This is a genomic window from Buttiauxella sp. BIGb0552 (assembly GCF_004366275.1).
In the GTDB taxonomy this organism is placed as follows: Bacteria; Pseudomonadota; Gammaproteobacteria; order Enterobacterales; family Enterobacteriaceae; genus Buttiauxella; species Buttiauxella gaviniae.
Genome location: NZ_SODY01000001.1, coordinates 28,118 through 54,107 on the forward strand (window position 1 = coordinate 28,118; position 25,990 = coordinate 54,107).

General features: G+C 48.8%; 24 protein-coding genes. 12 read left to right on the forward strand and 12 right to left on the reverse strand.

Annotation, left to right across the window (positions count from 1 at the left end; translation table 11 throughout):
• Nucleotides 1–22 precede the first annotated feature (22 nt).
• The 5 genes from EDF88_RS00140 (at nucleotide 23) to rlmA (ending at nucleotide 4,776) form a co-directional block, all read left to right on the forward strand.
• A complete protein-coding gene (locus EDF88_RS00140; protein ID WP_134182084.1) occupies nucleotides 23–1,024 on the forward strand; it encodes an MBL fold metallo-hydrolase in 1,002 nt (333 codons plus the stop codon).
• 531 nt (nucleotides 1,025–1,555) lie between these two features.
• Complete coding sequence (locus EDF88_RS00145; protein WP_072009398.1) at nucleotides 1,556–1,699, forward strand: DUF2627 domain-containing protein; 144 nt, start codon at nucleotides 1,556–1,558, stop codon at nucleotides 1,697–1,699.
• A gap of 13 nt (nucleotides 1,700–1,712) precedes the next feature.
• Nucleotides 1,713–1,922 carry a transcription antiterminator/RNA stability regulator CspE gene (gene cspE / locus EDF88_RS00150; RefSeq protein ID WP_001062678.1) on the forward strand — a complete coding sequence of 70 codons (210 nt, stop codon included), beginning with the start codon at nucleotides 1,713–1,715 and terminating at the stop codon, nucleotides 1,920–1,922.
• A gap of 233 nt (nucleotides 1,923–2,155) precedes the next feature.
• Nucleotides 2,156–3,901, forward strand: coding sequence for a peptidoglycan glycosyltransferase FtsI (gene ftsI, locus EDF88_RS00155; protein WP_134182086.1), 1,746 nt, complete (start codon nucleotides 2,156–2,158; stop codon nucleotides 3,899–3,901).
• 62 nt (nucleotides 3,902–3,963) lie between these two features.
• The gene (rlmA, locus tag EDF88_RS00160) at nucleotides 3,964–4,776 is read left to right on the forward strand and encodes a 23S rRNA (guanine(745)-N(1))-methyltransferase (protein ID WP_134182088.1); all 813 of its coding nucleotides are present in this window, start codon (nucleotides 3,964–3,966) and stop codon (nucleotides 4,774–4,776) included.
• Here the strand turns inward: rlmA and mntP are convergent.
• The 5 genes from mntP to manX all read right to left on the reverse strand — a co-directional run bounded on the left by mntP (nucleotide 4,768) and on the right by manX (nucleotide 8,972).
• Entirely contained in the window at nucleotides 4,768–5,340 is a 573-nt protein-coding gene (mntP, locus tag EDF88_RS00165) for a manganese efflux pump MntP (RefSeq protein WP_064511863.1), read from the reverse strand. The two genes, rlmA and mntP, sit on opposite strands and share 9 nt — an antisense overlap.
• Before the next feature lie 396 nt (nucleotides 5,341–5,736).
• The gene (locus EDF88_RS00170) at nucleotides 5,737–6,195 is read right to left on the reverse strand and encodes a DUF986 family protein (protein ID WP_064511862.1); all 459 of its coding nucleotides are present in this window, start codon (nucleotides 6,193–6,195) and stop codon (nucleotides 5,737–5,739) included.
• A 65-nt stretch (nucleotides 6,196–6,260) separates the two neighbouring features.
• Nucleotides 6,261–7,115: a PTS mannose transporter subunit IID gene (locus EDF88_RS00175; protein ID WP_034495941.1), complete on the reverse strand. Its 855-nt coding sequence runs from the start codon at nucleotides 7,113–7,115 to the stop codon at nucleotides 6,261–6,263.
• A gap of 12 nt (nucleotides 7,116–7,127) precedes the next feature.
• Nucleotides 7,128–7,928: a PTS mannose/fructose/sorbose transporter subunit IIC gene (locus tag EDF88_RS00180; RefSeq protein WP_064511861.1), complete on the reverse strand. Its 801-nt coding sequence runs from the start codon at nucleotides 7,926–7,928 to the stop codon at nucleotides 7,128–7,130.
• A gap of 75 nt (nucleotides 7,929–8,003) precedes the next feature.
• Nucleotides 8,004–8,972, reverse strand: a complete 969-nt coding sequence (gene manX / locus EDF88_RS00185) for a PTS mannose transporter subunit IIAB (protein ID WP_134182089.1) — start codon at nucleotides 8,970–8,972, stop codon at nucleotides 8,004–8,006.
• 476 nt (nucleotides 8,973–9,448) lie between these two features.
• Here manX and yoaE point away from each other — a divergent pair, with 476 nt between their 5' ends.
• Nucleotides 9,449–11,008 carry a CNNM family cation transport protein YoaE gene (gene yoaE / locus EDF88_RS00190; protein ID WP_064511859.1) on the forward strand — a complete coding sequence of 520 codons (1,560 nt, stop codon included), beginning with the start codon at nucleotides 9,449–9,451 and terminating at the stop codon, nucleotides 11,006–11,008.
• 1 nt (nucleotide 11,009) lies between these two features.
• Here the strand turns inward: yoaE and EDF88_RS00195 are convergent, their stop codons facing one another.
• The 3 genes from EDF88_RS00195 to EDF88_RS00205 form a co-directional block, all read right to left on the reverse strand.
• On the reverse strand, nucleotides 11,010–12,605 hold the full coding sequence (locus EDF88_RS00195; protein ID WP_134182091.1) for a cyclic diguanylate phosphodiesterase: 1,596 nt from the start codon (nucleotides 12,603–12,605) through the stop codon (nucleotides 11,010–11,012).
• Between the two features lie 164 nt (nucleotides 12,606–12,769).
• A complete protein-coding gene (locus tag EDF88_RS00200) occupies nucleotides 12,770–13,945 on the reverse strand; it encodes an amidohydrolase (protein ID WP_134182093.1) in 1,176 nt (391 codons plus the stop codon).
• Between the two features lie 10 nt (nucleotides 13,946–13,955).
• Nucleotides 13,956–15,146 carry an MFS transporter gene (locus tag EDF88_RS00205; protein WP_134182095.1) on the reverse strand — a complete coding sequence of 397 codons (1,191 nt, stop codon included), beginning with the start codon at nucleotides 15,144–15,146 and terminating at the stop codon, nucleotides 13,956–13,958.
• A gap of 158 nt (nucleotides 15,147–15,304) precedes the next feature.
• On the opposite strand from EDF88_RS00205, the gene EDF88_RS00210 reads away from it, so the two are divergent.
• Nucleotides 15,305–16,213 carry a LysR substrate-binding domain-containing protein gene (locus tag EDF88_RS00210; RefSeq protein WP_134182097.1) on the forward strand — a complete coding sequence of 303 codons (909 nt, stop codon included), beginning with the start codon at nucleotides 15,305–15,307 and terminating at the stop codon, nucleotides 16,211–16,213.
• 45 nt (nucleotides 16,214–16,258) lie between these two features.
• On the opposite strand, the gene sdaA is transcribed toward EDF88_RS00210, so the two are convergent.
• From sdaA to pabB, 3 genes are all read right to left on the reverse strand, one after another.
• Nucleotides 16,259–17,623, reverse strand: coding sequence for an L-serine ammonia-lyase (gene sdaA, locus EDF88_RS00215; RefSeq protein WP_134182099.1), 1,365 nt, complete (start codon nucleotides 17,621–17,623; stop codon nucleotides 16,259–16,261).
• Between the two features lie 274 nt (nucleotides 17,624–17,897).
• A complete protein-coding gene (locus tag EDF88_RS00220) occupies nucleotides 17,898–18,476 on the reverse strand; it encodes a CoA pyrophosphatase (protein WP_064511853.1) in 579 nt (192 codons plus the stop codon).
• A gap of 3 nt (nucleotides 18,477–18,479) precedes the next feature.
• Complete coding sequence (gene pabB / locus EDF88_RS00225; protein ID WP_243839562.1) at nucleotides 18,480–19,835, reverse strand: aminodeoxychorismate synthase component 1; 1,356 nt, start codon at nucleotides 19,833–19,835, stop codon at nucleotides 18,480–18,482.
• A 114-nt stretch (nucleotides 19,836–19,949) separates the two neighbouring features.
• On the opposite strand from pabB, the gene EDF88_RS00230 reads away from it, so the two are divergent.
• Nucleotides 19,950–20,219, forward strand: a complete 270-nt coding sequence (locus tag EDF88_RS00230) for a YoaH family protein (protein WP_064511851.1) — start codon at nucleotides 19,950–19,952, stop codon at nucleotides 20,217–20,219.
• 23 nt (nucleotides 20,220–20,242) lie between these two features.
• On the opposite strand, the gene EDF88_RS00235 is transcribed toward EDF88_RS00230, so the two are convergent.
• Entirely contained in the window at nucleotides 20,243–20,587 is a 345-nt protein-coding gene (locus EDF88_RS00235) for a RidA family protein (protein ID WP_134182103.1), read from the reverse strand.
• A gap of 129 nt (nucleotides 20,588–20,716) precedes the next feature.
• On the opposite strand from EDF88_RS00235, the gene EDF88_RS00240 reads away from it, so the two are divergent.
• The 4 genes from EDF88_RS00240 to fadD all read left to right on the forward strand — a co-directional run bounded on the left by EDF88_RS00240 (nucleotide 20,717) and on the right by fadD (nucleotide 25,931).
• On the forward strand, nucleotides 20,717–22,627 hold the full coding sequence (locus EDF88_RS00240; protein ID WP_134182105.1) for an ATP-dependent DNA helicase: 1,911 nt from the start codon (nucleotides 20,717–20,719) through the stop codon (nucleotides 22,625–22,627).
• 71 nt (nucleotides 22,628–22,698) lie between these two features.
• Nucleotides 22,699–23,394, forward strand: a complete 696-nt coding sequence (gene tsaB / locus EDF88_RS00245) for a tRNA (adenosine(37)-N6)-threonylcarbamoyltransferase complex dimerization subunit type 1 TsaB (RefSeq protein WP_134182107.1) — start codon at nucleotides 22,699–22,701, stop codon at nucleotides 23,392–23,394.
• Between the two features lie 45 nt (nucleotides 23,395–23,439).
• Nucleotides 23,440–24,042 (forward strand): Slp family lipoprotein, encoded by a 603-nt coding sequence (locus tag EDF88_RS00250; RefSeq protein WP_064511847.1) that lies wholly within the window; start codon nucleotides 23,440–23,442, stop codon nucleotides 24,040–24,042.
• Nucleotides 24,043–24,245: 203 nt separating this feature from the next.
• Entirely contained in the window at nucleotides 24,246–25,931 is a 1,686-nt protein-coding gene (gene fadD, locus EDF88_RS00255) for a long-chain-fatty-acid--CoA ligase FadD (RefSeq protein ID WP_134182109.1), read from the forward strand.
• Nucleotides 25,932–25,990: the final 59 nt, after the last annotated feature.

Below are 25,990 nucleotides of genomic sequence, written 5' to 3' on the forward strand. Positions count from 1 at the left end.
TTTGTGTTGCTGTGGAGTGACCATGCGGTGGAAAAATCCTTGGTTTGATCCCCTAAAATCTCATCACCAAATTGACGGTTTTCGTAATCTGGAGTCAAGCTTACGAAAACCGGGTGATGTTGAACGTTGGCGTAAAGAGCGAAAAGCGCAGGGATTGCCCCATCCTCCGAGTAATGGTTATGCCGCCTTCACTGAACGTTGGTGGCAAAAGGCTGAACTCCAGGGAGAAGATGACCGGCTGTGGTGGTTAGGGCATGCAACGGTATTGTTGCGTATCAATGGCCTGTATTTACTTACCGACCCCGTGTTGTCCCAGCGAGCTTCCCCATTATCGTTTGCAGGCCCTAAGCGCAAGACTCCATCCCCAATTCATATCAATGAATTGCATCAACTTGATGCTGTTTTGATTTCACATAATCATTACGATCATCTGGACCGTTCCACCATTCAACAGATTGTCCGTCGTTTCCCCGACACTCATTTCTTTGTCCCGCTGGGCTTAAAGCAGTGGTTTACCCGTCGTGGTATACGCCATGTAACTGAGCTTGACTGGTGGCAGAGCTTTACCCTGCAAGGAATGACTTTTACAGCGGTGCCGGCACAGCACTGGAGCATGCGTTCATTCTGGGATCGTAACCGGAGTTTGTGGTGCGGGTGGATTATCGAAAGTAGTCACTTAAGGATATGGTTTAGCGGTGATACAGGCTATACGGCAGGACTTGCTGATATTGCTTTGTTCAGAGGCTCCCTGGATGCGGCATTGATACCAATAGGTGCTTATTCCCCGCGCTGGTTCATGAGTAGCCATCATATGGATCCGCAGCAGGCGGTTAAGCTTTGGCAGCAATTGGGCAGGCCTTTTACGGTTCCTATCCATTGGGGGGTATTTGAACTGGCTGATGAATCACTGGACATGCCACCGCAAGAGCTACTAACCGCACTTGATGATGAAGGTGAGGATGGGCGACTCTTTTCGCCGTTGTGTATTGGTCAAAGTTCACACTTATTTAAAATTAAGACTTAAACATTATTAAAAATTTTTAAGACGCTATTACGAGCTATCTTTTGGTTACTTTATTACATCGAAAATATAGCGAAACGTTTTTATTGCCTCATCATGAAGCATGGGTTGATTAAACTTTCATTCTTTTGGTGCAATATAAACAGACAACTGCTCAAGCTTTATTCATTTTTCCATTCTCGCTATTTCTTATACCAGTTATATTGTTTTAGTAGCAATGTGAGATTGTTCATTTTTTGCATAGCTATGCTAAAAAAATCATAAGCATAATGCCGGTGATATCGACTTTTTCGCACTTCGCCTGGACGAAAAGATATCTTTGGGCTATGGTAAAAACGTTGTCTGTGGTCGTCATATGAATGCACGGAATCATCATTGTTTACTGTTAATCTATGCACAAATTGTGCATTTCATTTTCATTACAATATGAGTTTCGGAATTTGTGCGACAGATCGATACACGCCGAAAAATGGCTTGCCATTGATTGCGTTGTATGTGATAACACGTTGGGTTAAACGAGGTACAGTTCTGTTTATGTGTGGCATTTTCAGTAAAGAAGTTCTGAGTAAACACGTTGTCGTTGAATACCGCTTCTCTGCCGAGCCTTATATTAGTGCCTCATGCAGTAATGTCTCTGTTTTAGCTAAGTTATGCCTCCGGGCAAAGAAAACAATCTAAGGAATTTTGCAAAATGGCAAAGATTAAAGGTCAAGTTAAGTGGTTCAACGAGTCTAAAGGTTTTGGCTTCATTACTCCTGCTGACGGCAGCAAAGATGTGTTCGTACACTTCTCTGCAATCCAGGGTAACGGCTTCAAAACTCTGGCTGAAGGCCAGAACGTTGAGTTCGAAATCCAGGACGGCCAGAAAGGCCCTGCAGCGGTTAACGTAACTGCTATCTAATTCGTCTGAATTAGACCTGGCGCGAATAACGCCAAATTTTGATGAAAGCCTCGCTCTTGTAGCGGGGCTTTTTCATGTCTGAATGTTGACCATTATTTTTCTATGTGTTTCTGGAAAGCTCTCTCAGTTATGTCTTGTAGCAAAGCAGCGCATCTTGTAGCACTGTTCCTGTCTGGTTAGTTTCCCCATTATGTTTAAATTTTCAATCGCTTAGTTGTCGTTAAGGATTGAATGTGAGAAAAACCGCCCCTGGAATCGTGGGTAATTTTATTCAGTGGCGTTTTGCTCTTCTTTGCATCGCTATCTTTATGTGTCTGGTGTTCTTACTGGGGCGTGTTGCCTGGTTGCAAATCATCTCACCCGAAAATCTGGTTAAGCAGGAAGACATGCGTTCATTACGTGAAGAACCCATCGTCGTACCGCGTGGAATGATAGAAGACCGCAATGGCAGACCTTTGGCGGTGAGCGTCCCGGTAAAAGCAATCTGGGCTGACCCGAAAACAGTAATGGAAAAAGGTGGCGTGCAAATTAGTAGCCGCTGGCAGGCTCTGGCAACAACCTTACATATGCCACTTAATGAAATTGCCGCCCGCATTCGCCGTAATCCAGCCGATCGCTTCATTTACCTCGCCCGCCAAATTGATCCGCAACAAGCGCAATACATCGAGAGCCTGAAACTGCCAGGAATTTCATTACGTGATGAATCACGTCGGTTTTATCCCGCAGGCCATGTTGCAGCAAACTTGCTCGGCTTTACCAACATTGATGATCAAGGTATTGAAGGTATTGAGAAGAGCTTCAATCGCCAGTTGACGGGTAAAGCGGGCGAGAGACTGGTTCGTAAAGACAGGCATGGGCACGTCATAGAAAATATCACGGAAACTGCAGCAAACCCTGCTCACAACCTCATGCTAAGCATTGATGAACGACTGCAAACGGTCACGGAAGACGCACTGAGTAATGCTGTCTCCTGGAATAAAGCTGAATCTGCCGCAGCAGTTATCCTTGATGTGAATACTGGCGAAGTATTAGCGATGGCGAGTTGCCCGACGTTTAATCCAAATAATCGTGACGGTGCCACGCTGAACGATTTCCGTAATCGGGCAATTAGCGACACATTTGAGCCAGGTTCAACTGTTAAACCGATGGTAGTTATGACCGCACTTCAGCAGGGGATTGTCCAACCAGATAGCGTGGTGGACACCCATCCTTATACCATCGATGGTCACCGTATACGCGATGTGGGTTACTACCCGCAGCTTACGTTGACCGGAATCCTGCAAAAATCGAGCGACACAGGGGTTTCACGGCTTTCTCTGGCGATGCCAATCCAAAAATTGTTGGATACCTATAAGAACTTCGGTTTTGGGATGCCAACAGGATTGGGGCTGACAGGGGAGAGCAGTGGCCTGTTACCGCACCGTAAGTTCTGGGGAGAGTTGGATCGCGCCACATTTTCATTTGGTTATGGTTTGATGGTCACACCTCTGCAACTGGCGCATGTTTACGCCACTATCGGTAGCTATGGCATTGCCCGCCCACTTTCTATTACCCGTGTTGATCCGCCAGTAGTTGGGCAAAGGGTGATGTCTGAAACCATTGCCCATCAGGTTGAACATATGATGGAAAGTGTGGCATTGCCTGGCGGCGGTGGGATTAAAGCCGCGGTGCGCGGCTATCGAGTTGCCATTAAAACCGGAACGGCCAAGAAAATTGGCGATGATGGCAAATACATCGACAAATACATTGCTTACACCGCAGGTGTCGCTCCTGCGAGTAATCCGCGCTTTGCGCTGGTGGTGGTAATTAACGATCCGGAAAATGGTGCCTACTACGGCGGTGCAGTTTCGGCACCGGTCTTTAGCCAGATAATGAGCGATGTGCTGCGACTGGAGAATATCGAACCTGATGGTTTGCCACAGGGAGATACCAATTTAACGGTGTTAAATAAGGCTGTTGTCGAGGGTCCTGCAGGTTAGTGGCTTTTCGAAGCGGAGCGTAAGCGGTACACTTGCGCCCTTTACGATTGCCTGGAGTTCTTATGTCTTATCTTTGCCCGCTTTGTCATGCACCGCTTGCTCCCGAGGGGAAGAGCTTTGTTTGCCCGCAAGGCCACCAATTCGATAAGGCAAAAGAGGGATATGTGAATTTGCTGCCAGTTCAGCATAAGCGTTCAAAAGACCCGGGCGATAGCAGCGAAATGATGCAGGCCCGCAGAACATTCCTTGATGCCGGGCATTATCAGCCGCTGCGCGATGCTATCTGCCTTATTTTAGAACAGGCTGCCCCGGTTACTTTGTTGGATATTGGCTGCGGGGAAGGGTATTACACGGCGGGTTTTGCACAAATTGTCGCAAAAAATGAAGGAATGACCTGGGGATTAGATGTTGCAAAAGTAGCGGTTCGCTATGGGGCAAAGCGCTATCCGCAGGTGCAGTTCTGTGTGGCATCGAGCCACCGTTTGCCGTTTGATGATAATAGTCTGGATGCCGTGGTGCGCATTTTTGCCCCGTGCAAAGCTGAAGAGTTGGCGCGGGTGGTGAAACCTGGCGGCATCGTCATCACTGCCACGCCTGGCCCACGCCATTTAATGCAGCTGAAAGGTTTAATTTATGACAACGTGGTGCTGCACAGTACCGAGTCTGAGTCTTTACCCGGTTTTGTAGCAGAACAGACGCAGAGGATTGGCTGGCCGATGACGTTACAGGGAAATGAAGCGGTTGCGCTATTGCAAATGACGCCGTTCGCCTGGCGTGCCCGCCCGGAAGTGTGGCAGGCTTTGACGGCTGAAACGGCATTCACTTGCGAGACAGATTTTGTCATTCGCGTCTGGCGACGCGAATCATCAGTTTAATGTGCTGAAGTGGCTATAAAGAATCTGACAACCAATCCCAATTAGCACCACACCGCCGAGGATCTCGGCGCGCTTACCGAGCAGAGGGCCGATAAACCGGCCCAGCATCATACCTAGCGTGGACATAATCATGGTCGCGCAACCAATAGCCAGAGCAGTTTCAATAATATTGACTTGCAGGAATGCGAGGCCGACACCGACCGCCATGGCATCAAGGCTGGTGGCGATAGCCGTGGTGACTAATAGCCAAAATCCATGACGTTGAAGCTTTGGCGCTTCTTCGTCATCGTTACCGCGCACACCTTCATAAATCATACGAATGCCGAGAAACACCAGCAGGATAAATGCAACCCAATGATTCCATTCCAGCACGACCTTGCTTGCCAGAAGACCCAGGCACCAGCCGATAAGCGGGGTGATGGTTTCGATGACGCCAAAGATAAGCCCGGTTCGTAACGCTTCAGAAAACTTAGGTTTATGGAGAGAGGCACCTTTCCCGATTGATGCAGCAAAAGCATCCATCGACATGCCAAAAGCGAGAATAATAGTAGCGGAGAGATTCATGCAAATGCCTCAGTTGGGAATATCCATATACACGTCAACCATCCCCAACTTAAATGATGGTTACGTGCCTATGGTCTCGCCTACTCAGTATTTGAGTCGTACATGCCACGTTATAAATCTTGCTTAAACAAGTAACGAGTATGTTGACATGTACATTTTCGCAATCGCGAAAATCGGCTACTCCCCAACGACGGGCGCAACCTTAACATATTCTTTAAAGATAAAACAATAATTGAAGCTATTATTCTTAATGCTTAAATGATAACGATTTTCATTAACTTTAATTGATGACCTAATCGTTAAAATAAGAGCACACTAATTGTGCGAAATAGCAGCGGCTATATTTTATAGATTGTACAAAAAATATAAAAATATAGACTTTGCTATGTTGCTAACTTATTGAGTAACAACCATTAACTTATAAATCCTCTCCAGGTCATCAATGTTTTTCACTCGGATGAGCAAGCGGCGTTGTTCTAATTGCAAAACCAGAACACCATCCTCAGATAAATTCATCTCTTTAATTCGAGAATATAAAACCCACGCGTTCGCGAAGAAGAAGCCCTCTGTTTTAAACAGTAATTTAGGTTGTCTAATCCACGAAATATAAATAGCAATGAGTGCCAGCGCAGATAATAACCAGGTGGTGACCGGGGCGCCGCCAGAGGTGACGTTGTTGTAGATGAGGATAGCGACCAACCCGAAGAAAATGGTTCCGTCGATACGGTTGCGGCGCAGAAGGGGAACTTTCAGCAGGGTTTTGCCTTTGAGCTTATCCATGATGAACTCATCGTAAACTGCCCAGGCAAGCAACAGCACAATAAATACCAGCAGAACTACATCCGTCAAAGTCATAACACTACCTTCACTCTAAACAATAAAAAACCGGGGCAAGTGCCCCGGTTCGTATAACAAACTAATTACAGGCCTAGCAGGCCGATAGCATAACCGACAATACCAATAACGAAGAAGCCCATGATGATCCACAGCGCGTTGACTTTCTTACGCAGCAGCCACATACAAGCAAACGTTAACAGCAGTGGCACAAGGCCCGGCATCAACTGATCAAGAATAGTTTGAACGGTGGTCACTTTCACAGCGCCAGTCTGGTCGGTAATCTTCGACACGACTAGCGGTATATTAACGTGTGTCCACTTGTTAACCAGCGCCCCCATGACAAACAGGCCGAGAATTGACGCCCCCTCAGTCAGTTTTTGCAGGAAACCGCCGCCCATATCCTTAACGATATCGATCCCTTTACGGTAACCGTAAGCGACGCCGTAATAACGAGTCAGCAAACGCACGGCGTTAAACAGGATGAAGAACAACAGTGGGCCAAGCAGGCTACCGCTCATTGCGATACCAGCACCAAGTGCTGCGAATACTGGACGTACTGTACCCCAGAAGATTGGGTCGCCTACACCAGCCAGCGGCCCCATCAAACCAACTTTGATACCGTTAATGGCACCATCGTCAATCTCTGCACCGTTTGCACGCTGTTCTTCCATCGCAAGCGTAACGCCCAATACAGGAGCCGCAACGTATGGATGGGTGTTAAAGAATTCCAGGTGACGCTTAATTGCTTGTTTACGAGCATCGTTATTTTCAGGATACAGGCGTTTAATTGCCGGAATCATGGAGAAGCAGAAGCCCAACGCTTGCATACGTTCGAAGTTCCAGGAACCCTGGAAGAGGTTTGAACGCAGGAACACGCCACGAATATCACCTGGGGTGAGTTTCTTCTCGGTAGTCGTTGTTTTGGTGGTATCAACCATTTCGCTCACCTATTAATCTAATTCGTTATCGAGATCGTTAGCACCGGCAGCAGAGGCTGGAGCACCTGCGGAACGGTTGTATTTCGGGCTCAACTGGATGTACAAAATTGCCATCACAGCACCAATCACACCCAGTGCTACCAGGTTGAAGTTGGTGAAAGCCGCGGTAACGAAGCCCAGATAGAAGAATGGCATCAGGTAGCCTGCGCGCATCATGTTGATGACCATCGCATAACCCACAACAACAATCATGCCACCGGCGATGTTCAGACCGCTGGTTACCACTTCAGGAATGGCATTCAGCATGTTCTGTACTTCGCTTGTACCGACGGAAACTGCGACGATAACGGCAGGAATTGCGATACGCATTGCTTGCAAGAACAGGGAGGAAACGTGAATCCAGGAGAGGGCCGATAGGTTGCCATTTTCGGCGGCCTTATCTGCTGCGTGCTGGAAGCCCACGGTAATAGTACGAACGATAATGGTCAGTACCTGGCCTGCTGCTGCCAGTGGAATGGCCAGAGCGATACCAGAACCGATGCCCTGATGCCCGGCTATAACCAGTATGGTTGAGATAATTGACGCAAGTGCGGCATCGGGAGCAACTGCCGCACCGATGTTCATCCAACCCAGCGCGATCATTTCAAGCGTACCACCGATAATAATACCGGTTTTCATATCACCGAGTACCAGACCGATTAAGGTACAGGCGACCAGCGGACGGTGGAACTGAAATTCATCGAGCACCGACTCCATACCGGCAATACAGGCTACGACAAACACCAGCACAATCTGAAGAGTGGTAATCTCCATTGTACTTCTCCTTAAACGTATGACTTATGTGTGAAAACTGAGCAAAACGTAGAATTAAGCAAATCACATTAGTAATTAGCTTTTCACCTTCGCGATCAGATCCATCATTTTCAATTTTTGATCGGTTGAAACTTTACGGGCTTCGAGCTCAATGCCGCGCTCGTTAAGTTTCTTAAAGGCTTCAATATCTTTTTCATCGACAGAAATCGCGTTGTTAACCTGGGTTTTACCCTGGCGGAACGCCATACCACCGATATTGACTGACTTAATGTCCACTCCACCTTCCACGACGCGTTCAACATCGGTTGGGTTGGTGAACAGCAGCATCACACGGTCGCCTGCATATTTCGGGTTATTCCACACGCGGATCATTTTAGCGACGTCAACGACGTGTGCCGTCACACCAGGAGGAGCAACTTGCGTCAACAGTGTTTTGCGTACGGTATCGGCTGCCACTTCATCACTGACAACAATAATGCGTGTTACGTTGGTTTCTTTGGTCCAGCGGGTTGCGACCTGGCCATGAATTAAACGGTCATCGATACGCGCCAGACCGATATTCATGTAGTCCTTCGGACCCATTGGCTTGAGCGGCGCTGCGGCTTTAGGTGCAGCAACAGGCGCAACAGTTACAGCTTTTTCAACAGGTTTAGCTTTCAGGGCTTTAACCCCTTCACGACCTGTTTCAACAGCGATTGCCACTAACTCATCAAATGAAGGGTTATCATCACGAGCCATCAAGGTCTCAACTAGCATCGGAATATTGACCCCGGCGACGACCTCGTAATGCTCTTTATCGACGACAATACGGCTGGCTGCGTTAAACGGGCTACCACCCCAGGTATCGACGAGAAACAGCACACCTTTGTCGGTGTTCAGGTTTGCCAGTTGAGCGTTGTACTTCTCGATTAGAGTTTCGGCGTTTTCACCGGGAACGAAATCTATCCAGCCAACATTTTCTTGTTCGCCCAATAGCATTTCTGCGGTTTTCAGCAATTGTTCTGCTGCCCAGCCATGCGTGCCTATGACAATAGCAATAGTCACTTGCTACCTCCTGTGTTGGTATAGCCACACCCTTAATAGGTGTTTTGTAGATTATCCGTTTCTCAAGCGAATCGATTCAGATAACGGTATGAGTAAAGATGTGTAACTTAAGACGGATTTATTTTAGTCAGTGAAAAAAATATTTTATGTGATGAAGATCCGTAATTTAGGTTTGCTAACAACTTAATGATTCGCTGGGCAAATAATGAACGAGGTCAATGACAGTAAAATTGCAAAATCAGGTAAATCTTTGCAAAAGGGTATTTTGCTCTGATATTGTTTGCATCTCGTTTAATTACTAAGGAGTAAAGGGCAGTAGCCCACCGTATGGACCGTCACCGACGTCTTTTCAATTTCAGGTCTGAAAACTCAGTCCTTCATATTGGCGTTTCACGCCCCGTTAATACCTCAATTTGCCTCTTTGCGTCCGCCTTGCGCGCGATGCCGATGAGTTATTCCCAAAGCAGGAGCTTGTCATGGAACTCTTAATGGATCCCCAAATATGGGTGGGTTTACTGACGCTGATTGTGCTGGAAATAGTGCTGGGTATTGATAACCTGGTCTTTATTGCCATCCTTGCAGACAAACTTCCACCAAAACAACGAGATAAAGCACGACTCATCGGTTTATCCTTGGCTTTGGTAATGCGACTGGGCTTATTGTCGTTAATTTCATGGATGGTGACGCTAACGCAACCGCTGTTCAGCGTTGGCGAAATGACGTTCTCCGGGCGCGATCTCATTATGTTATTTGGTGGCCTGTTCTTGCTGTTTAAGGCAACGACGGAACTACATGAGCGGCTGGAAAACCGCCAGCATGATGATGGGCATGGCAAAGGTTACGCCAGTTTCTGGGTTGTGGTTTTACAGATTGTTATATTGGATGCGGTGTTTTCACTGGATGCGGTTATTACCGCGGTGGGCATGGTAAATCACCTGCCAGTGATGATGGCGGCGGTAGTTATCGCGATGGGTGTGATGTTGTTGGCGTCCAAACCGTTGACGAATTTTGTTAACCAACATCCTACGGTCGTCGTGCTGTGCCTGAGCTTCTTGTTAATGATTGGTCTGAGCCTTGTAGCAGAAGGTTTCGGTTTCCATATTCCGAAAGGTTACCTGTATGCGGCAATTGGTTTCTCGATAATCATCGAATTTTTCAACCAGATTGCGCGCCGTAACTTTATTCGCCATCAGTCGAATGTGCCGTTACGTGCCCGTACGGCTGATGCGATTTTGCGTTTGATGAATGGTAAACGCCAACAGCGTTCGTCTAACGAAGACAACAAAACCATCACGCCAATTGAAGCAGAATCTTTTGCTGAAGAAGAGCGTTACATGATTAATGGTGTGCTGACACTGGCATCTCGTTCGCTACGCAGCATTATGACGCCGCGTGGTGAAATATCATGGGTTGATGCCGATAAAACCACTGCTGAAATTCGTGAGCAGCTGCTGGAATCTCCGCATAGCTTGTTCCCGGTTTGTCATGGTGAGCTTGATGAAATCATCGGTATTGTGCGTGCCAAAGAGTTACTGGTAGCACTGGAAAATGGTGGTGATGTGGTTTCTATTGCTGCACGTTCACCTGCAATTGTGGTTCCGGAAACACTGGACCCGATTAACTTGCTGGGTGTGCTTCGTCGTGCTCGCGGTAGTTTCGTTATCGTGAATAACGAGTTTGGCGTGGTTCAAGGCCTGGTAACGCCGCTGGATGTTCTGGAAGCTATCGCTGGTGAATTCCCTGATGCCGACGAAACACCCGAAATTGTGCGAGATGGCGATGGTTGGTTAGTTAAAGGTTCAACCGACCTGCATGCGATTCAGCAGCATCTTGATATCAACAATCTGGTGAACGATGAGGAAGATATTGCCTCTATCGCCGGTTTGGTTATCGCGGTGAATGGCCAAATACCTAAAGTGGGCGATGTTATTGAACTGGCTCCGTTACGCATCCAGATTGTGAAGGCCAACGATTACCGTGTGGACTTGGTTCGTGTGGTAAAAGAACGCTCTGAACATGAAGACGAGGAAGAGTAAATTAGCGTAGCGGGATAATGGGAATAACGTGACCATTCCTGCGTGGGGGCGGCGTGCTGCTCCCTAGCCAGCGTGGAAACTCCTTCAAAGGCATTGGCCGCGCATACAAAAATCCTTGTAGTACATTTACGCCGTGGTTACGCAGGTACTCTGCTTGCTGCGGCGTTTCAACACCTTCCGCAACTAAACCAATATCTAGCCGCTGCGCCAGCGCAATAATAATGTCAGTCACTGTCGAATTGACCGCGTCGGTCCCAATCGCTGCAGTAAACGACTTATCGATTTTCAGCACGTCTGGATTTAATGTTTCGAGATAAGCCAGTGAACTTTGTCCTGTACCGAAATCGTCAATGGCTAAATCGACCCCCATGCGATGTAAATCGCGTATCACCCGAAGATCGACATCTGGTAAGGCATCACGCTCCGTAAGTTCAAGGGTGAGTTTCTGGATGGGGTGGACTGGAAACCAGTAGTGGCGCAAATCTTCGATAACTTCCCCATTATGGAAATGGCTAGCTGCGATATTGATCCCAATATTGAAATCAGGCGATTTCGGAAAGATATCAAGATTACGTACTGTTTCCGAAAGCACAAAACGTGTTAATGGTGCTATCAAATTTTGCTGTTCGGCAAGTGGGATAAATACATCAGGTGAAATCCAACCCTGGCGGGGATTATTCCACCGCAAAAGTAACTCCACGCCAACACATTGAAGATTACGTGAACTGACTAGAGGCTGACAAAAAACTTCGAACTCATGTAATGCAAGCCCAAGATTAATTTCCCAGGAAAAACTCATTCGGTTCGCGGTGGCAAGCCACGCTATATAGCCAATCAACATGCTGAGAATTAGTGCCAGCGGCAGTTGCGTTGGCATATTTTGTAATGCCAGCTGACTGGAGGATGGGCCAATAATGGTGACGGAAAAAGGAAATATATCGGATTCCAGTTCATGGCTGACTTGCCCGTCGTCAACAGTAATTCGGGGTAGTAACCCTTTCCCATATTCATAATGCGAATCGGCGACATTTAACATCGCACGGGAGACCCAGGGGCGTCTGGGTTCAAGCATAAATCCCGATAGCAACTCAATATTAATAATTTGCATGACACCGTCATGCCGACTATTGCGCAGAGGATGCCAGGATAGAAGAATCGGCGTGCCTTTAAGTAGCGTATGGTCTATCGAGAGGAATAAGAGTGGCAATGATGATGGCAAACGGGGCTGCACCAGATCAATGGGTATTGAACGCGGGCCAAAAATACTTGAGCAATAAAAGATATCATCCTTAATTAGGCCAATATCACGTACTGTTTGCATACGAGCCACTAATTCCCGCATTCTCAGTTGCGCGGCTTCACATGATAACCCCATTAACTGCATCGCATCTTTGCTTGCTAAATCAAGCGGTATCAGGACGTTTTCAAGTGAACTGACAGCCCGTTGGTTAAATGCCTGCATACGTTGTTCATTCGAATCACGATCGGCAATATAGCGCGCACTGAGTGTCAGCAGCAGGACTAATACGGCTAACGCAACGCAGACAGTTAAACGTCTGCGGCGATAATCTCTTAATATGCGTTGTGCCGTTTGCATCCGCGACCACCTTGTTTAGAACCGCGACCGAAATCGGCACACAGAACATTCCAAGTGTAGTGGGGGATTGGATATCCGAAGGCAAAATCATACTTTTAGATGAAAGCTAATGGAGTATTACGTGCAAGCGTCGCAGACACGACGCTTGCTATTCTAGTGAATATTTAAACAAACATTTGGCTTATCAAACTCAGGTGCGTTTTAACCCCCACTTTCATTGCATCTTCATCCAGCAGGAAGTGAGGATTATGAACATTCCAAACGGCACCTTTGTCGGGATTTCTACAGCCGACGAAAATAAAGCATCCCGGAACATGTTGCTGATACGAAGAGAAATCTTCGCTACCAAATAAAGGTGTTGTTACTGTGTGCAACGTTTGAGGAGGGAAATTTTCTTCGATAACTTTGCGCGCAATCTCGCAGGCAGAAGCATGATTATTCCCGACGGCATAACCCGCTTGCCACTGAATATCAAAACTTGCCCCGTGAGCGGCAACAATCCCTGAAATCACTTGTTGCATGAGTTGAGGAACCTGTTCACGCACTTTTTGGTCGTGTGTACGCAGCGTACCCGCAAGATGGGCTCTATTCGGGATGACATTGTAGCTTTCACCCGACTGGAAGGTTGCGATGGTTAATACTGGTGCGTGCAGAGGGTCGAGTTTGCGAGCAACAATTTGCTGCAATGCGCTGACAATTTCTGCACCGATAACAATTGGGTCAATACACAAGTGCGGCATTGAGCCATGACCGCCTTTCCCGGTTATCACAATATCGAAGTTATCGCTTGATGCGCTGAATACGCCTTCTTTCAATGACAAGGTTTGCGTGGGCTTATCTGGCATCACATGCAGGCCAAAGATGTATTCGACATCTTGCAACACACCCAAATTTACCAGCTCTTGAGCACCACCCGGTGGCACTTCTTCCGCATGTTGGAAAATAAAACGTACCGAGCCTTTAAGCTTGTCCTGAAAATGACACAGCACTTTTGCCGCACCCATTAACATCGCCGCATGGGCGTCATGCCCGCAGGCATGCATCACACCAGGTTTACATGAGGAGAAAGCTTCGCCGCTCTCTTCCTGAATGGGTAGGGCGTCAATATCCGCACGTAGCGCCCATACTGGGCCGGGGAGCTTTCCCTTTAATTCGGCCACAACGCTATTTGGTGTAAGACGACGCAACTCAAGCGGCCCAAAGCTTGCTAACTCTGCGGCGATATAATCAGCCGTGGCTTGTTCCTGAAAAGAGAGGTCCGGGTTGGCATGAATATGTTGGCGCCAGCGAGACACGTCATGGGCCACTTCGTCAGTCAGAATATCGATATTGAAGGTCATAATGTCTCCGTTAATCAGTAACAGGTTTTAAAGCAGATTTCTTCGTCAACAGCGGTATGACGGCAAGTGCTGCACAGACCATAGCTAACGCGAGGAAAATGAAAGTGGTGTAGTAGTCCTGGCTAACGCCAATTAAATATCCCATCACAATAGGTGAAACAAAACCGCCCAATGTGCCACCAGTGTTGATAAGCCCCATCGCGGCACCCATGGTTTCGACAGGGAGACGTTTCATCGGCAGGGTGAAGACGGTGACAAAACTACCCATCAAAAACACCTGTCCCAGGAACAGAAAGACGCTGGCGGCGGCAGGCGAACCCGTGTGATAAATCGCAAAAATACACAGCGAGCTAATGAGTGAGCAAATGACAATCACCCCAGGCTCACGCCCCTGGAAATATTTGCCGACCAGCCAGCCGGTTCCCAGAGATGAAATCCAGATCCCCAGCCCACCCGCTGCAATTACCAACCCGGAGATTTCAAGCGGCATATGACGTTGCTGCACCAGGAATTTAGGCAACCAGGCCATCAGCCCGTAGCTTGGAATGTTGATGCAGAAAATCGCAATAAACAGCAGAATTACCGTCGGGCTTTTCAGTAACGTGCGATAACTGACGGACGATGCTGATTTCGGTGCAGCGGCAGGTTTTTGCACCAGCATAAAAATAACAATCGCGACCGCGCAAGCCATCAAACCGAGCCCGGCAAACGAGCCACGCCAGCCAATATGCGTTAATGCACTGACTGCCACCATCGGGCCAATGGTCATTGCAAGGCCAGCGGATGAGAGCAGGATTGATTGGGCGAATGTCCGTTTTTCAACGCTAAAATTACTGACCACCGCTTTGGCGCAGGAGCATGGATATCCAGAATGTCCGATTCCCGCCAGGAAGCGGAAGACTATCAACATACCAAAGCTTAACCCCAGAACACCGAAACAAAGCGCAAATCCACCGAGCAGGCAGAGTGAAGCAACCAGCATGCTACGAAAACCAATGCGGTCATTTAGCCAGCCTGCGGGTATCTGAAACAGTGAGTAAGAGAGGAAGAAAATGCCGGTGATATACCCCAGTTGCTGTGTGGAGACGCCAAACTCTTTTTCGATAGGCAATAATGCGAAGCCCATCACCGTTTTATCTATATAGACAATGACATAGCCCAGAAATAACAGGAAAATCATCAAGGAGTGATTTTTTTTCATCGTGCGGACCCTTATGCGGAATTCCGTTCCAGGAGCGAATCGCCCCGTTGGTTGCAACGTTCATATGGATAACTCTGATAGCTATATAAGCAGTGCGGGTATTCTCGCAAAAGATGCAATTTTGTTTAGGGTGATGCTTTTTCTTGATAGGGGTACGCATGAAGTATTTGCCGAAAATGCAGCAGTTACATGTCTTCAGACAAGTGGTGCGCAGCCGCAGCATCCGTGGAGCTGCGCGAGTAATGGGGCAATCTCAGCCAGCGGTGAGCAGGACATTACGAGAGCTGGAGCAAACTTTATCAGCGCAACTATTTCTACGTGGAAACGAAGGCATCACCTTAACCGAGGCAGGAGAGGCATTTTCCCGTCGGGCTGAGTGGATTCTGGAGGAACTACAGCGTGCGGCCGAGGAAGTGGAACAAATTAACCACTTTTCCCAAGGCAAACTGACCATTGGTTTTTCATCATTGATTGCGTTAAGTGTTTTTCCGGCCGTAGCCGACAGTTTTAAATCACGCTTGCCGCAAGCAAGTTTGCATATCAAAGAAGGGCAACTGACAACACTGCTGCCGCTATTGCAACAAGGAGAGCTCGATCTGGCTATTGGGACAATCAATCCTGCCAAAGTGCCAGAAGATGTCATTGTTGAGCCGCTGTTTAGCGCACCATTCTGCGTGATTGCCCGGCGTGACCATCCCTTAGCGCAGGCGACATCACTTGCCCAATTACGTAGGGCGAAATGGTTATTACCGGAAGCAAATATCGGTTATTACCAACAGCTGCAAGATGAACTCAATGAGTTTTATGGCCAGATGCATGAAGCACCGATTCGAACAGATTCAGTGATTTGTGGGCTTAATATGGTGCTGCATTCGGATTATTTGACGATAGTCGCCCGAGCGATGAGCACACCATTATTCTTACAAGACCGGCTGACCGTATTACCTATAACGACGCTGCCGTCGGCACAGTATTGCGTTATTTGGTCACAGAAGTCGGACTTGACAGCAACTGCGCGGCAATTTTTATTAGCGCTGCGTCAGCAGTGTCAAAATTATCCGTGGTAGGTTTGGCAGAGTAGGTTGGCCCTCTTTGCAGAGGGCCAGAAGGGATTAGTCACACTGTACTTTGATTGCCAGGCCGCCACGTGAAGTTTCACGGTATTTGGCGTTCATGTCTTTGCCTGTCTCGTACATGGTTTCGATAACCTTATCGAGAGACACTCGCGGTTCACTGGTACGGCGCATCGCCATACGAGTGGCGTTGATAGCCTTCACGGAAGCGATGGCATTACGTTCGATACATGGCACCTGAACCTGGCCTGCAACCGGGTCACAGGTTAAACCCAGGTTATGTTCCATACCGATTTCCGCGGCAACACAAACTTGCTCTGGGCTTGCGCCTAAAATTTCAGCAAGACCTGCGGCAGCCATAGAACAGGCCACGCCTACTTCACCCTGGCAGCCGACTTCTGCACCAGAAATAGACGCATTCATCTTGTAGAGCGCACCAATTGCACCTGATGCGAGGAAGTAGCGGATATAGGTATCCGGGCTGACTGACTCGATAAAGTGGTCATAGTAAGCAAGAACAGCAGGAACGATACCGCAGGCACCGTTAGTAGGTGCAGTTACCACGCGCCCACCAGCAGCGTTTTCTTCGTTAACCGCCAGCGCAAACATATTCACCCAATCGACCACGATCATTGGGTCGTTTGACAGTTTATCGCTGGAAACCAACATACGGCGCAATGCCGATGCACGGCGCGGCACACGCAATGGGCCAGGCAGAACACCTTCGGTATTCACGCCACGGTCAATACACGCACGCATGGTTTGCCACACGTTGGCAAAATACTCTTCGATTTCTTTACGGCTATGCAAAGCCAGTTCGTTTTGCATAATCACGCCAGACAGCGACATGCCCGTCTCTTTGCAGTGCTTAAGCATCTCTTCGGCAGAGTTGAACGAGTAAGGCACGACGATCTCGTCGGCCGCTTCTTTGCCGAAATGCTCTTCATCAACGATAAAACCGCCGCCGATGGAATAATAGGTTTTGGTGTAGATCTCTTGCTCGCCGCTGAACGCATGAATGGTCATGCCGTTCTCATGTAGCGACAAATTATCGTTACGGAAACACATGCCGGAGTCTTTCGGGAAATCGACTTCATGGCGACCCTGAGCCAACCACAAACGGCTGCGGGTTTCTACATCACGGATAAACGCCGGGATAGAATCAATATCAACAGTCGCGGGTTCGTTACCTGCAAGACCCATAATGATAGCGATGTCGGTATGGTGCCCTTTACCTGTCAGCGACAGGGAACCGTAAACATCGACAGCGATACGCGTCGTAGTTTCCAGTAATCCTTTTTCGACCAGATCATCGACAAACAACTTACCGGCCTTCATTGGACCGACGGTATGGGAACTGGATGGCCCAATGCCGACTTTGAACATGTCGAATATGCTAATCACACAAAACTCCTTCCAAGGCACCAGATAAATAAAATTTGCTGCTGCAAAATCGCAGTCAGCTAGTTTAAAAATTTATTGCTCACTGTAGTAAACTATTCACATGAATTAAACTAATGGTTAACTATAACTTGACTAATCCGGCCTGAAAAGGCGGTTGTCGGGGGATAAGGCCAGAGTCATTCACCATTTCTTTTACCCATGATGCAAATAAGGGAATAAACCCTCAGCAAGACACTCTGCTAAATATAGCCGTTTTTACAGGATTAAAGAGTGATCAGGGTTCCACACTTATCTGCAAGGCTAATTCACGGATGATTCCGGCCGTCATGCCCCAGACAAAATAGTGCTGATACCAGGAAAGCCAAACTCTGTGGGCGTTGCCACGACGGTGAATATCCAGCGGATGGTAACGGCCAAGTGTAAGGGCCTCCATCAATGGCATTTCAAATACAGCCGCGACTTCATCCTCGCTGGCATGGTAGGGCAAGTTGGGCGGAATAATGCCTACAACCGGCGTGACCTGAAATCCTGTAACGCTATCAACCGGTGGCAAAGTACCAATCACTTCGACACTGTCAGGAGAAATGGCGACTTCTTCCCAGGCTTCGCGCAGTGCGGCCGCAATTAACGACTCATCCGTGTCATCAACCGCCCCACCGGGGAAGGCCACTTGTCCAGCATGTTTGCGCATCATGGCTGAACGCTGTGTCAGCAGCAATCCGGGTTGCGGGCGGCGGACGATAGGGATCAATACGGCGGCCTGGCGTTTATTACCACTCAAACGCGTTGCTGGCGGTTGTAGCAGTTGAAAACGCGATAAAAAATCGTTCATGGTCAAGGAGGAACCAGACATTCATCAACTCTCTAATTGCGGCAGAATACGATTAACTTTATCAAAGGTTTCCTGATATTCCGCAGATTCAACACTATCGGCAACTATGCCACCACCTGCAGAGCAGTACAGTTTGCCACCCTCGGCGGTGAGTGTCCTGATGGTAATACTGGTGTCCATATTGCCGCAGAAGCTCAGATAACCAATGCTGCCACACCACGCATTGCGCCGTTGCGGCTCCAGTTCTTCGATGATTTCCATAGCGCGTACTTTTGGTGCTCCGGTAATAGAACCACCCGGGAAACATGCACGCAGCAAATCTGTTGCCTGTAGATGTTGTGGCAACTGTGCGGTGATCGTACTGACGAGGTGATGAACTGCCGGGAAGGGCTCGACTACAAACAGTTCCGGCACTTTTACGCTGCCTGGCACGGCAACCCGGCCAATGTCATTACGCAGCAGATCGACAATCATCAAATTTTCGGCCCGATCCTTTGGCGAGTTGGCGAGTTTTTCAGCTTGCTGCGCATCGGCAATCGGATCGGCAAGGCGCGGCAAAGTCCCCTTAATCGGGCGTGTTTGGATATTCTTGCCTTCGAGCAAAATAAAACGCTCAGGAGACAGGCTAAGAATTACGCTTTCAGGAAGACGAATAAAGGCGCTAAATGGTGCTCGATTAGCGGCATTCAGTTGCTCGAATGCTTGCCACTCATCACCTTCGTAACAGGCGTTAAAGCGCTGCGCGAGATTGACCTGGTAACAATCGCCGCTTTTGAGATATTCCTGTACCTGCCGGAATTTAAGTCCATACTGCTCGCGGGTCATACTGGAGCGCCACGCGCTTGTCAGGCGGAATGGCTCAACAACCGGAGCTTTTTGCGCTTCCAGCCAGTTAAGTCGTGCAGAACATTCACCCCAGCAAATAAGCGTGAGCTTTTTTAGTTTATGGTCGGCAATCAAAGCCCAGTCATAAATGCCAATTGCCATGTCCGGAGTGTTAAGATCGGCCTGTGCAATTTCTGGTACTTTTTCGAAATGACGACCCAGATCATAACCAAATAACCCCAACGCACCGCCTAAGAAAGGTAATTCCGGGTGAGTTGCTGACTGGTAGCCAAAACTATCCAGCGTTTGCTGCAACAGTTGTAGTGGGTCGCTATGATGGGTCGAGCTGACTCCTTCCACGCAGATTGTCGTTTGAGCGCCACGGGTTACTAACGTTGCACGCGGCTCGGCCACCAGAATATCAAAGCGATTATGGGGATGTTCAGCAAAACCGGAATGCAGCAGCATTGCCCATGGTTGCAGTGCAATAGCTTTGAAAGTGTGTTGAACGGCATTCGGATGCCATGGCAAAGTGCGAAAAGTTAGAGTTTGCAACGTCATAAACCACAACTAAAAAAGAGACAGATCATCCTGCTTACCTGGAAACCCTCTGGAATCAATGAAAGCAGCGTGAAATAATTAACCCAGGCAATGTAACAGGAGTCGAAAATGATTTCAGGATTACCCTCATTATCCCACGAGCAACAGCAAAAAGCCGTTGAACGAATTCAGGAACTGATGGCTAACGGCATGAGTAGTGGCGAAGCTATTACTTTAGTGGCCGCAGAGATTCGTGCCAATCACACCGGTGAAATGGTCGCAGTCCGTTTTGAGGATGATGATGTCGGCGACGCAGAAAACGACGAAGACACCGCTAACGATGATGACGAAGAAGAACACTACGTCGATCATTACGAAGAAAACGACGACGATAAGTAACGCGGGCCGCAGCCCGCGTAGTTTCAGACTGCTGCGATAATCTTAATTTCTACTTTGTAACGCGGATTCATCAATTTTGCCTGCACGGTACAACGTACCGGCGCATGGCCCGCGACCACCCACTCATCCCAGGCCTTATTCATCGAGGCAAAGTCAGTACTTTCTGGCAGGAAGATCGTGGCGTCGAGGATCTTACTCTTATCGCTACCTTGTTCGAGCAGCATTGCGTCAATCTGCGCAAGGGTGTTCGCGGTTTGTTCGTAAGCATCCGCATCCAGATTTTCCGGCACACCGGTGTAGTACAAGGTGTTGTTATGAATCACCGCATCTGACCAACGTGCTTCAGGTTTTATACGCACAATACTCATCACTGTTTCCTTTTCAGCTCACTTATATTGCGTGACAGCCTGCCACAATCCGCAGGTGGCTTCCACAGGCTTGCTGGATTAACACCGCTCACACTGACATAATCACTGTCAATAAACCCAGGGGGTATTGTGACAGACGATTTTGCAGCAGATGGCCAACTCGCCACGGCGATAAAAGGTTTTAAACCGCGTGAACCGCAACGGCAGATGGCGCAAGCCGTCACTAAAGCTATTACTTCCGGGCGTGAGCTGGTGGTGGAAGCTGGAACTGGCACCGGTAAAACCTACGCTTACTTGGCCCCAGCTCTGCGTTCAGGCAAAAAAGTCATTATCTCGACCGGATCAAAAGCTTTGCAAGATCAGCTTTTTTCCCGTGATTTACCCACCGTTGCAAAAGCACTCGATTTCAAAGGGCGGCTGGCGCTGCTTAAAGGGCGATCTAACTATTTGTGTCTTGAGCGCCTGGAGCAAAATGCGCTGGCGGGTGGTGATCTTCAAGTCCAGACGTTAAGCGAAATCGTTAAACTGCGTGGCTGGGCGATTGAAACCGTTGACGGAGATATCAGCACCTGCGCAAGTGTTGCTGAAGACTCAGCCGTTTGGCCAATGGTCACCAGTACCAACGATAACTGTCTTGGGCAAGACTGCCCGCTCTACAAAGATTGTTTCGTAGTTAAAGCGCGTAAAAAAGCCATGGATTCGGATGTGGTGGTAGTGAACCACCATCTCTTTCTGGCCGATATGGTGGTGAAAGAGGGCGGTTTCGGTGAACTTATTCCCGAGGCCGAAGTGATGATTTTCGATGAAGCACACCAAATCCCCGATATCGCCAGCCAATATTTCGGCCAGTCAGTCTCAAGCCGCCAGTTGCTCGATATTGCTAAAGACATCTCTATTGCCTATCGCACTGAAGTGCGTGATGCGCAGCAATTGCAAAAAAGCGCTGACCGTCTGGCGCAGAGTACACAAGATTTTCGTCTGCAAATGGGCGATCCCGGTTATCGCGGTAACTTACGCGAATTATTGGCTGAACCGTCAATTCAACGGGCCTTGCTGCTACTCGATGACGCGCTTGAACTTTGCTACGACGTCGCAAAACTCTCACTTGGCCGCTCCGCATTACTGGACGCGGCATTTGAGCGGGCGGTAATTCTGCGTGGGCGTATCAAGCGACTCAAAGAGGTTGATACGCCCGGCTATAGCTACTGGTATGAATGCAATGCGCGTAACTTCACGCTTGCTCTGACACCGTTGTCGGTGGCCGATAAATTCCAGGAAGTTATCAGCCAAAAAGCAGGAACCTGGATCTTCACCTCGGCAACGCTGTCAGTAAATGATCAACTTAGCCACTTTACTGAACGCCTGGGGATCGCTAACGCAGATACGTTGTTACTAGCCAGTCCGTTTGATTACGCCAGCCAGGCATTATTGTGTGTGCCACGTGGACTACCAACACCCAATCAACCAGCAGCAGGCAGGCATCTTGCCAAAATGCTCAAGCCACTAATTGAAGCCAACAATGGTCGTTGCTTTATGCTGTGCACATCTCACTCGATGATGCGTGATTTAGCCGAACAATTTCGCGCCACCATGACGCTGCCAGTTTTACTGCAAGGTGAAACCAGCAAAGGCCAGCTATTGCAGCAGTTTGTTGATGCGGGTAATGCCTTGCTGGTGGCAACCAGCAGCTTCTGGGAAGGCGTTGATGTGCGCGGTGATGCGCTCTCCCTGGTGATTATCGACAAGTTGCCGTTTACCTCACCTGACGATCCGCTGCTGAAAGCACGCATGGAAGATTGCCGTCTGCGTGGCGGCGATCCCTTTGAGGATGTGCAACTTCCTGATGCTGTTATCACCTTAAAACAGGGCGTCGGCCGCTTAATCCGCGATGTCGATGACCGTGGTGTGTTAGTGATTTGCGATAACCGCCTGGTGATGCGCCCATATGGTGCCGTATTCCTCAATAGCCTGCCACCGACGCCGCGAACGCGGGATATAAATCGGGCAGTTGAGTTCCTTAACTTCCGTCCGGCGCAGTAATTTGTGCCAGGCTATGGTATGATGCGCGCCGATTTTTGACCCCACTTTTTACCGCCAGAGGTTGGCAAATCATGCGAATTTTAGCCATCGACACCGCGACAGAAGCTTGTTCGGTTGCCCTGTATAACGAGGGGACTTCCTGTGCCCGTTTCGAACTCTGCCCACGTGAACATACCCAACGCATATTGCCGCTTGTCCGCGATATTCTCAATGAAGGGGGCGTTGGTCTGACCGCATTGAACGCCCTTGCTTATGGCCGTGGTCCTGGTAGTTTTACCGGCGTGCGCATAGGTATTGGTATTGCGCAAGGACTGGCCTTGGGTGCTGAATTGCCGATGATTGGCATATCAACACTTGCCACCATGGCGCAAGGTGCATGGCGTGTGACGGGCGCTACCCGTGTGCTGGCCGCAATTGACGCGCGTATGGGAGAGGTTTATTGGGCTGAATATCAGCGTGATGAAAATGGTGTCTGGCACGGTGAAGAAACTGAAGCGGTATTAAAACCTGAAGCGGTTGCTGCGCGGTTGAAACAACTACAGGGTGAGTGGGCTACTGTTGGAACGGGTTGGCAGGCCTGGCCGGATATGGCGCAGGACAGTGAACTGATAATCCGTGATGGAGAAGTCAACTTGCCTGCGGCGGAAGATATGTTGCCTTTGGCGATTCAGGCATTAAATGCCGGACAGACAGTTGCGGTTGAACATGCCGAACCGGTTTATCTGCGTAATGAAGTGACCTGGAAGAAATTGCCTGGCAGAGAGTAGTTCCCGACGTTTTCGTGAAGCGAAATTGCGTTAAGGAGAAAGGATATGGCTGGTTTACATGTCAGGATTGTTACCCGGGTTTTAGCCATCGCGGCAGTCATTGTGCTTAGCGGTTGTGTCAGCATACCTGATGCCATAAAAGGCACCAGCGCCATGCCTCAACAAGATTTAGTCCGGGTGATGAATGCACCACAGCTCTATATCGGGCAAGAAGCACGCTTCGGCGGGCGAGTGGTGAATATTGATAACAAGCAGGGCAGAACACGGCTGGAAATTGCCACCGTTAATCTCGATGAAGGTGCGCGTCCAGAGTTAGGTGAGCCTTCCAAAGGGCGTATCTACGCAGATGTGAATGGTTTCCTCGACCCTGTAGACTTCCGTGGTCAATTGATTACCGTGGTTGGCCCAATTACTGGTGTAGTTGAAGGTAAAGTGGGTGAGAGTGCGTACAAGTTTATGGTGATGCAGGTGAATGGCTATAAACGCTGGCGTGTCACTCAACAAGTGGTAATGCCACCACAACCGATAGACCCGTGGTTCTGGGGCGGGCCGTATCCTTATCGTGGTCGTTACGGCTATGGCGGTATGTGGGGCGGCGGATGGTATAATCCAGGCCCTGCACAGGTGCAGACCATCGTAACTGAGTAACAAATTGCTTTACTGAAACGAAGAGGCAGCGGCATGTCCGCTGCCTCTTCGTTTTATCATGGAATAAAAATAATTAGTGATGCGCTTCGCAACCTTAAATCAGTCTAATTAATAAACTGGTACGCTGAGTTAATATTATGTTAACGGCATGTTTATATATTGGGGTTGTGATGACGACGAATATTAAATTCAGAGGTGGATCCTTGAAGAAGGTTTGGCTTAACCGCTACCCAGCCGATGTTGCGGCTGAGATAAATCCTGACCGTTATCAGTCCCTGGTTGATATGTTTGAGCAAGCAACGGCACGTTATGCCGATCAGCCTGCATTCATGAACATGGGCGAAGTGATGACGTTCCGTAAACTGGAAGAGCGGAGCCGTGCGTTTGCTGCATATTTACAACAGGGTCTGGGCCTGCAAAAGGGCGACCGTGTTGCGTTGATGATGCCGAACCTGTTGCAGTATCCGGTCGCGCTGTTTGGTATTCTGCGCGCGGGTATGGTGGTGGTGAATGTTAACCCACTGTACACACCGCGTGAGCTTGAGCATCAGCTTAATGACAGTGGTGCCAGTGCGATTGTGATAGTTTCGAACTTCGCTCACACCCTGGAAAAAGTGGTTGATAAAACCCAGGTTAAGCACGTTATTTTGACGCGTATGGGCGATCAGCTCTCTGCGGCAAAAGGTACGTTGGTTAACTTTGTTGTTAAGTACGTCAAACGTCTGGTGCCGAAATACCATCTTCCTGATGCCATTTCATTCCGTAGTGCTTTGCAACACGGCTACCGTCTTCAGTACATCAAGCCTGAAATAATCAACGATGATCTCGCATTCTTGCAATATACCGGCGGGACCACCGGGGTTGCCAAAGGTGCGATGCTGACGCACCGCAATATGTTGGCGAATCTTGAACAAGTTAGAGCCGCATATAGCCCGCTGTTGTACGAACGCAAAGAGCTGGTGGTGACGGCGTTGCCGCTTTATCACATCTTTGCGTTAACCATGAACTGCCTGCTATTTATTGAACTTGGCGGACAGAACCTGCTGATCACTAACCCGCGTGATATTCCGGGGCTGGTGAAGGAACTTGCAAAGTATCCGTTTACCGCCATGACTGGCGTAAACACGCTGTTTAATGCGTTGCTCAACAACAAAGAATTCCAGCAGCTTGATTTTTCAAGCCTGCACCTTTCCGCGGGTGGCGGTATGCCTGTACAGCAAGTGGTAGCCGAGCGTTGGGAAAAACTAACAGGACGCTTCTTGCTTGAAGGTTACGGTCTGACCGAGTGTGCCCCATTAGTGAGCGCCAATCCTCACGATATGGATTACCACAGCGGCAGTATCGGTTTACCAGTACCGTCCACCGAAGTAAAACTCATCGACGATGAAGGTGAAGAGGTCCCTGCTGGCGAACCGGGTGAACTGTGCGTGAAAGGCCCACAGGTGATGCTGGGTTACTGGCAGCGTCCGGATGCAACGGATGAAATTCTGCAAGACGGTTGGTTGCGTACCGGTGATATTGCGGTGATGGACGACGAAGGCTTTATGCGCATTGTCGATCGCAAAAAAGATATGATTCTGGTCTCAGGCTTTAACGTCTATCCGAACGAAATTGAAGACGTCGTTATGCAACATAGCGGTGTGCTCGAAGTTGCAGCCGTTGGTGTTCCGAGCGGTGCTTCCGGAGAAGCGGTAAAAATCTTCGTCGTGAAAAAAGATGCATCACTCACCGAAGAAGCGCTGATTGTTTTTTGCCGTCGTCAGCTGACTGGTTACAAAGTGCCTAAGCTGGTGGAGTTCCGCGAAGAGCTGCCAAAATCAAACGTGGGCAAAATATTACGACGAGAACTACGTGACGAATCGGTCAGTAAAGGCAACAATAACGCCTGAACTCCGAGTCAGTCGCCCTAACGCCGGTTCTGCCGGCGTTTTTTATGGGCGCAAACCTA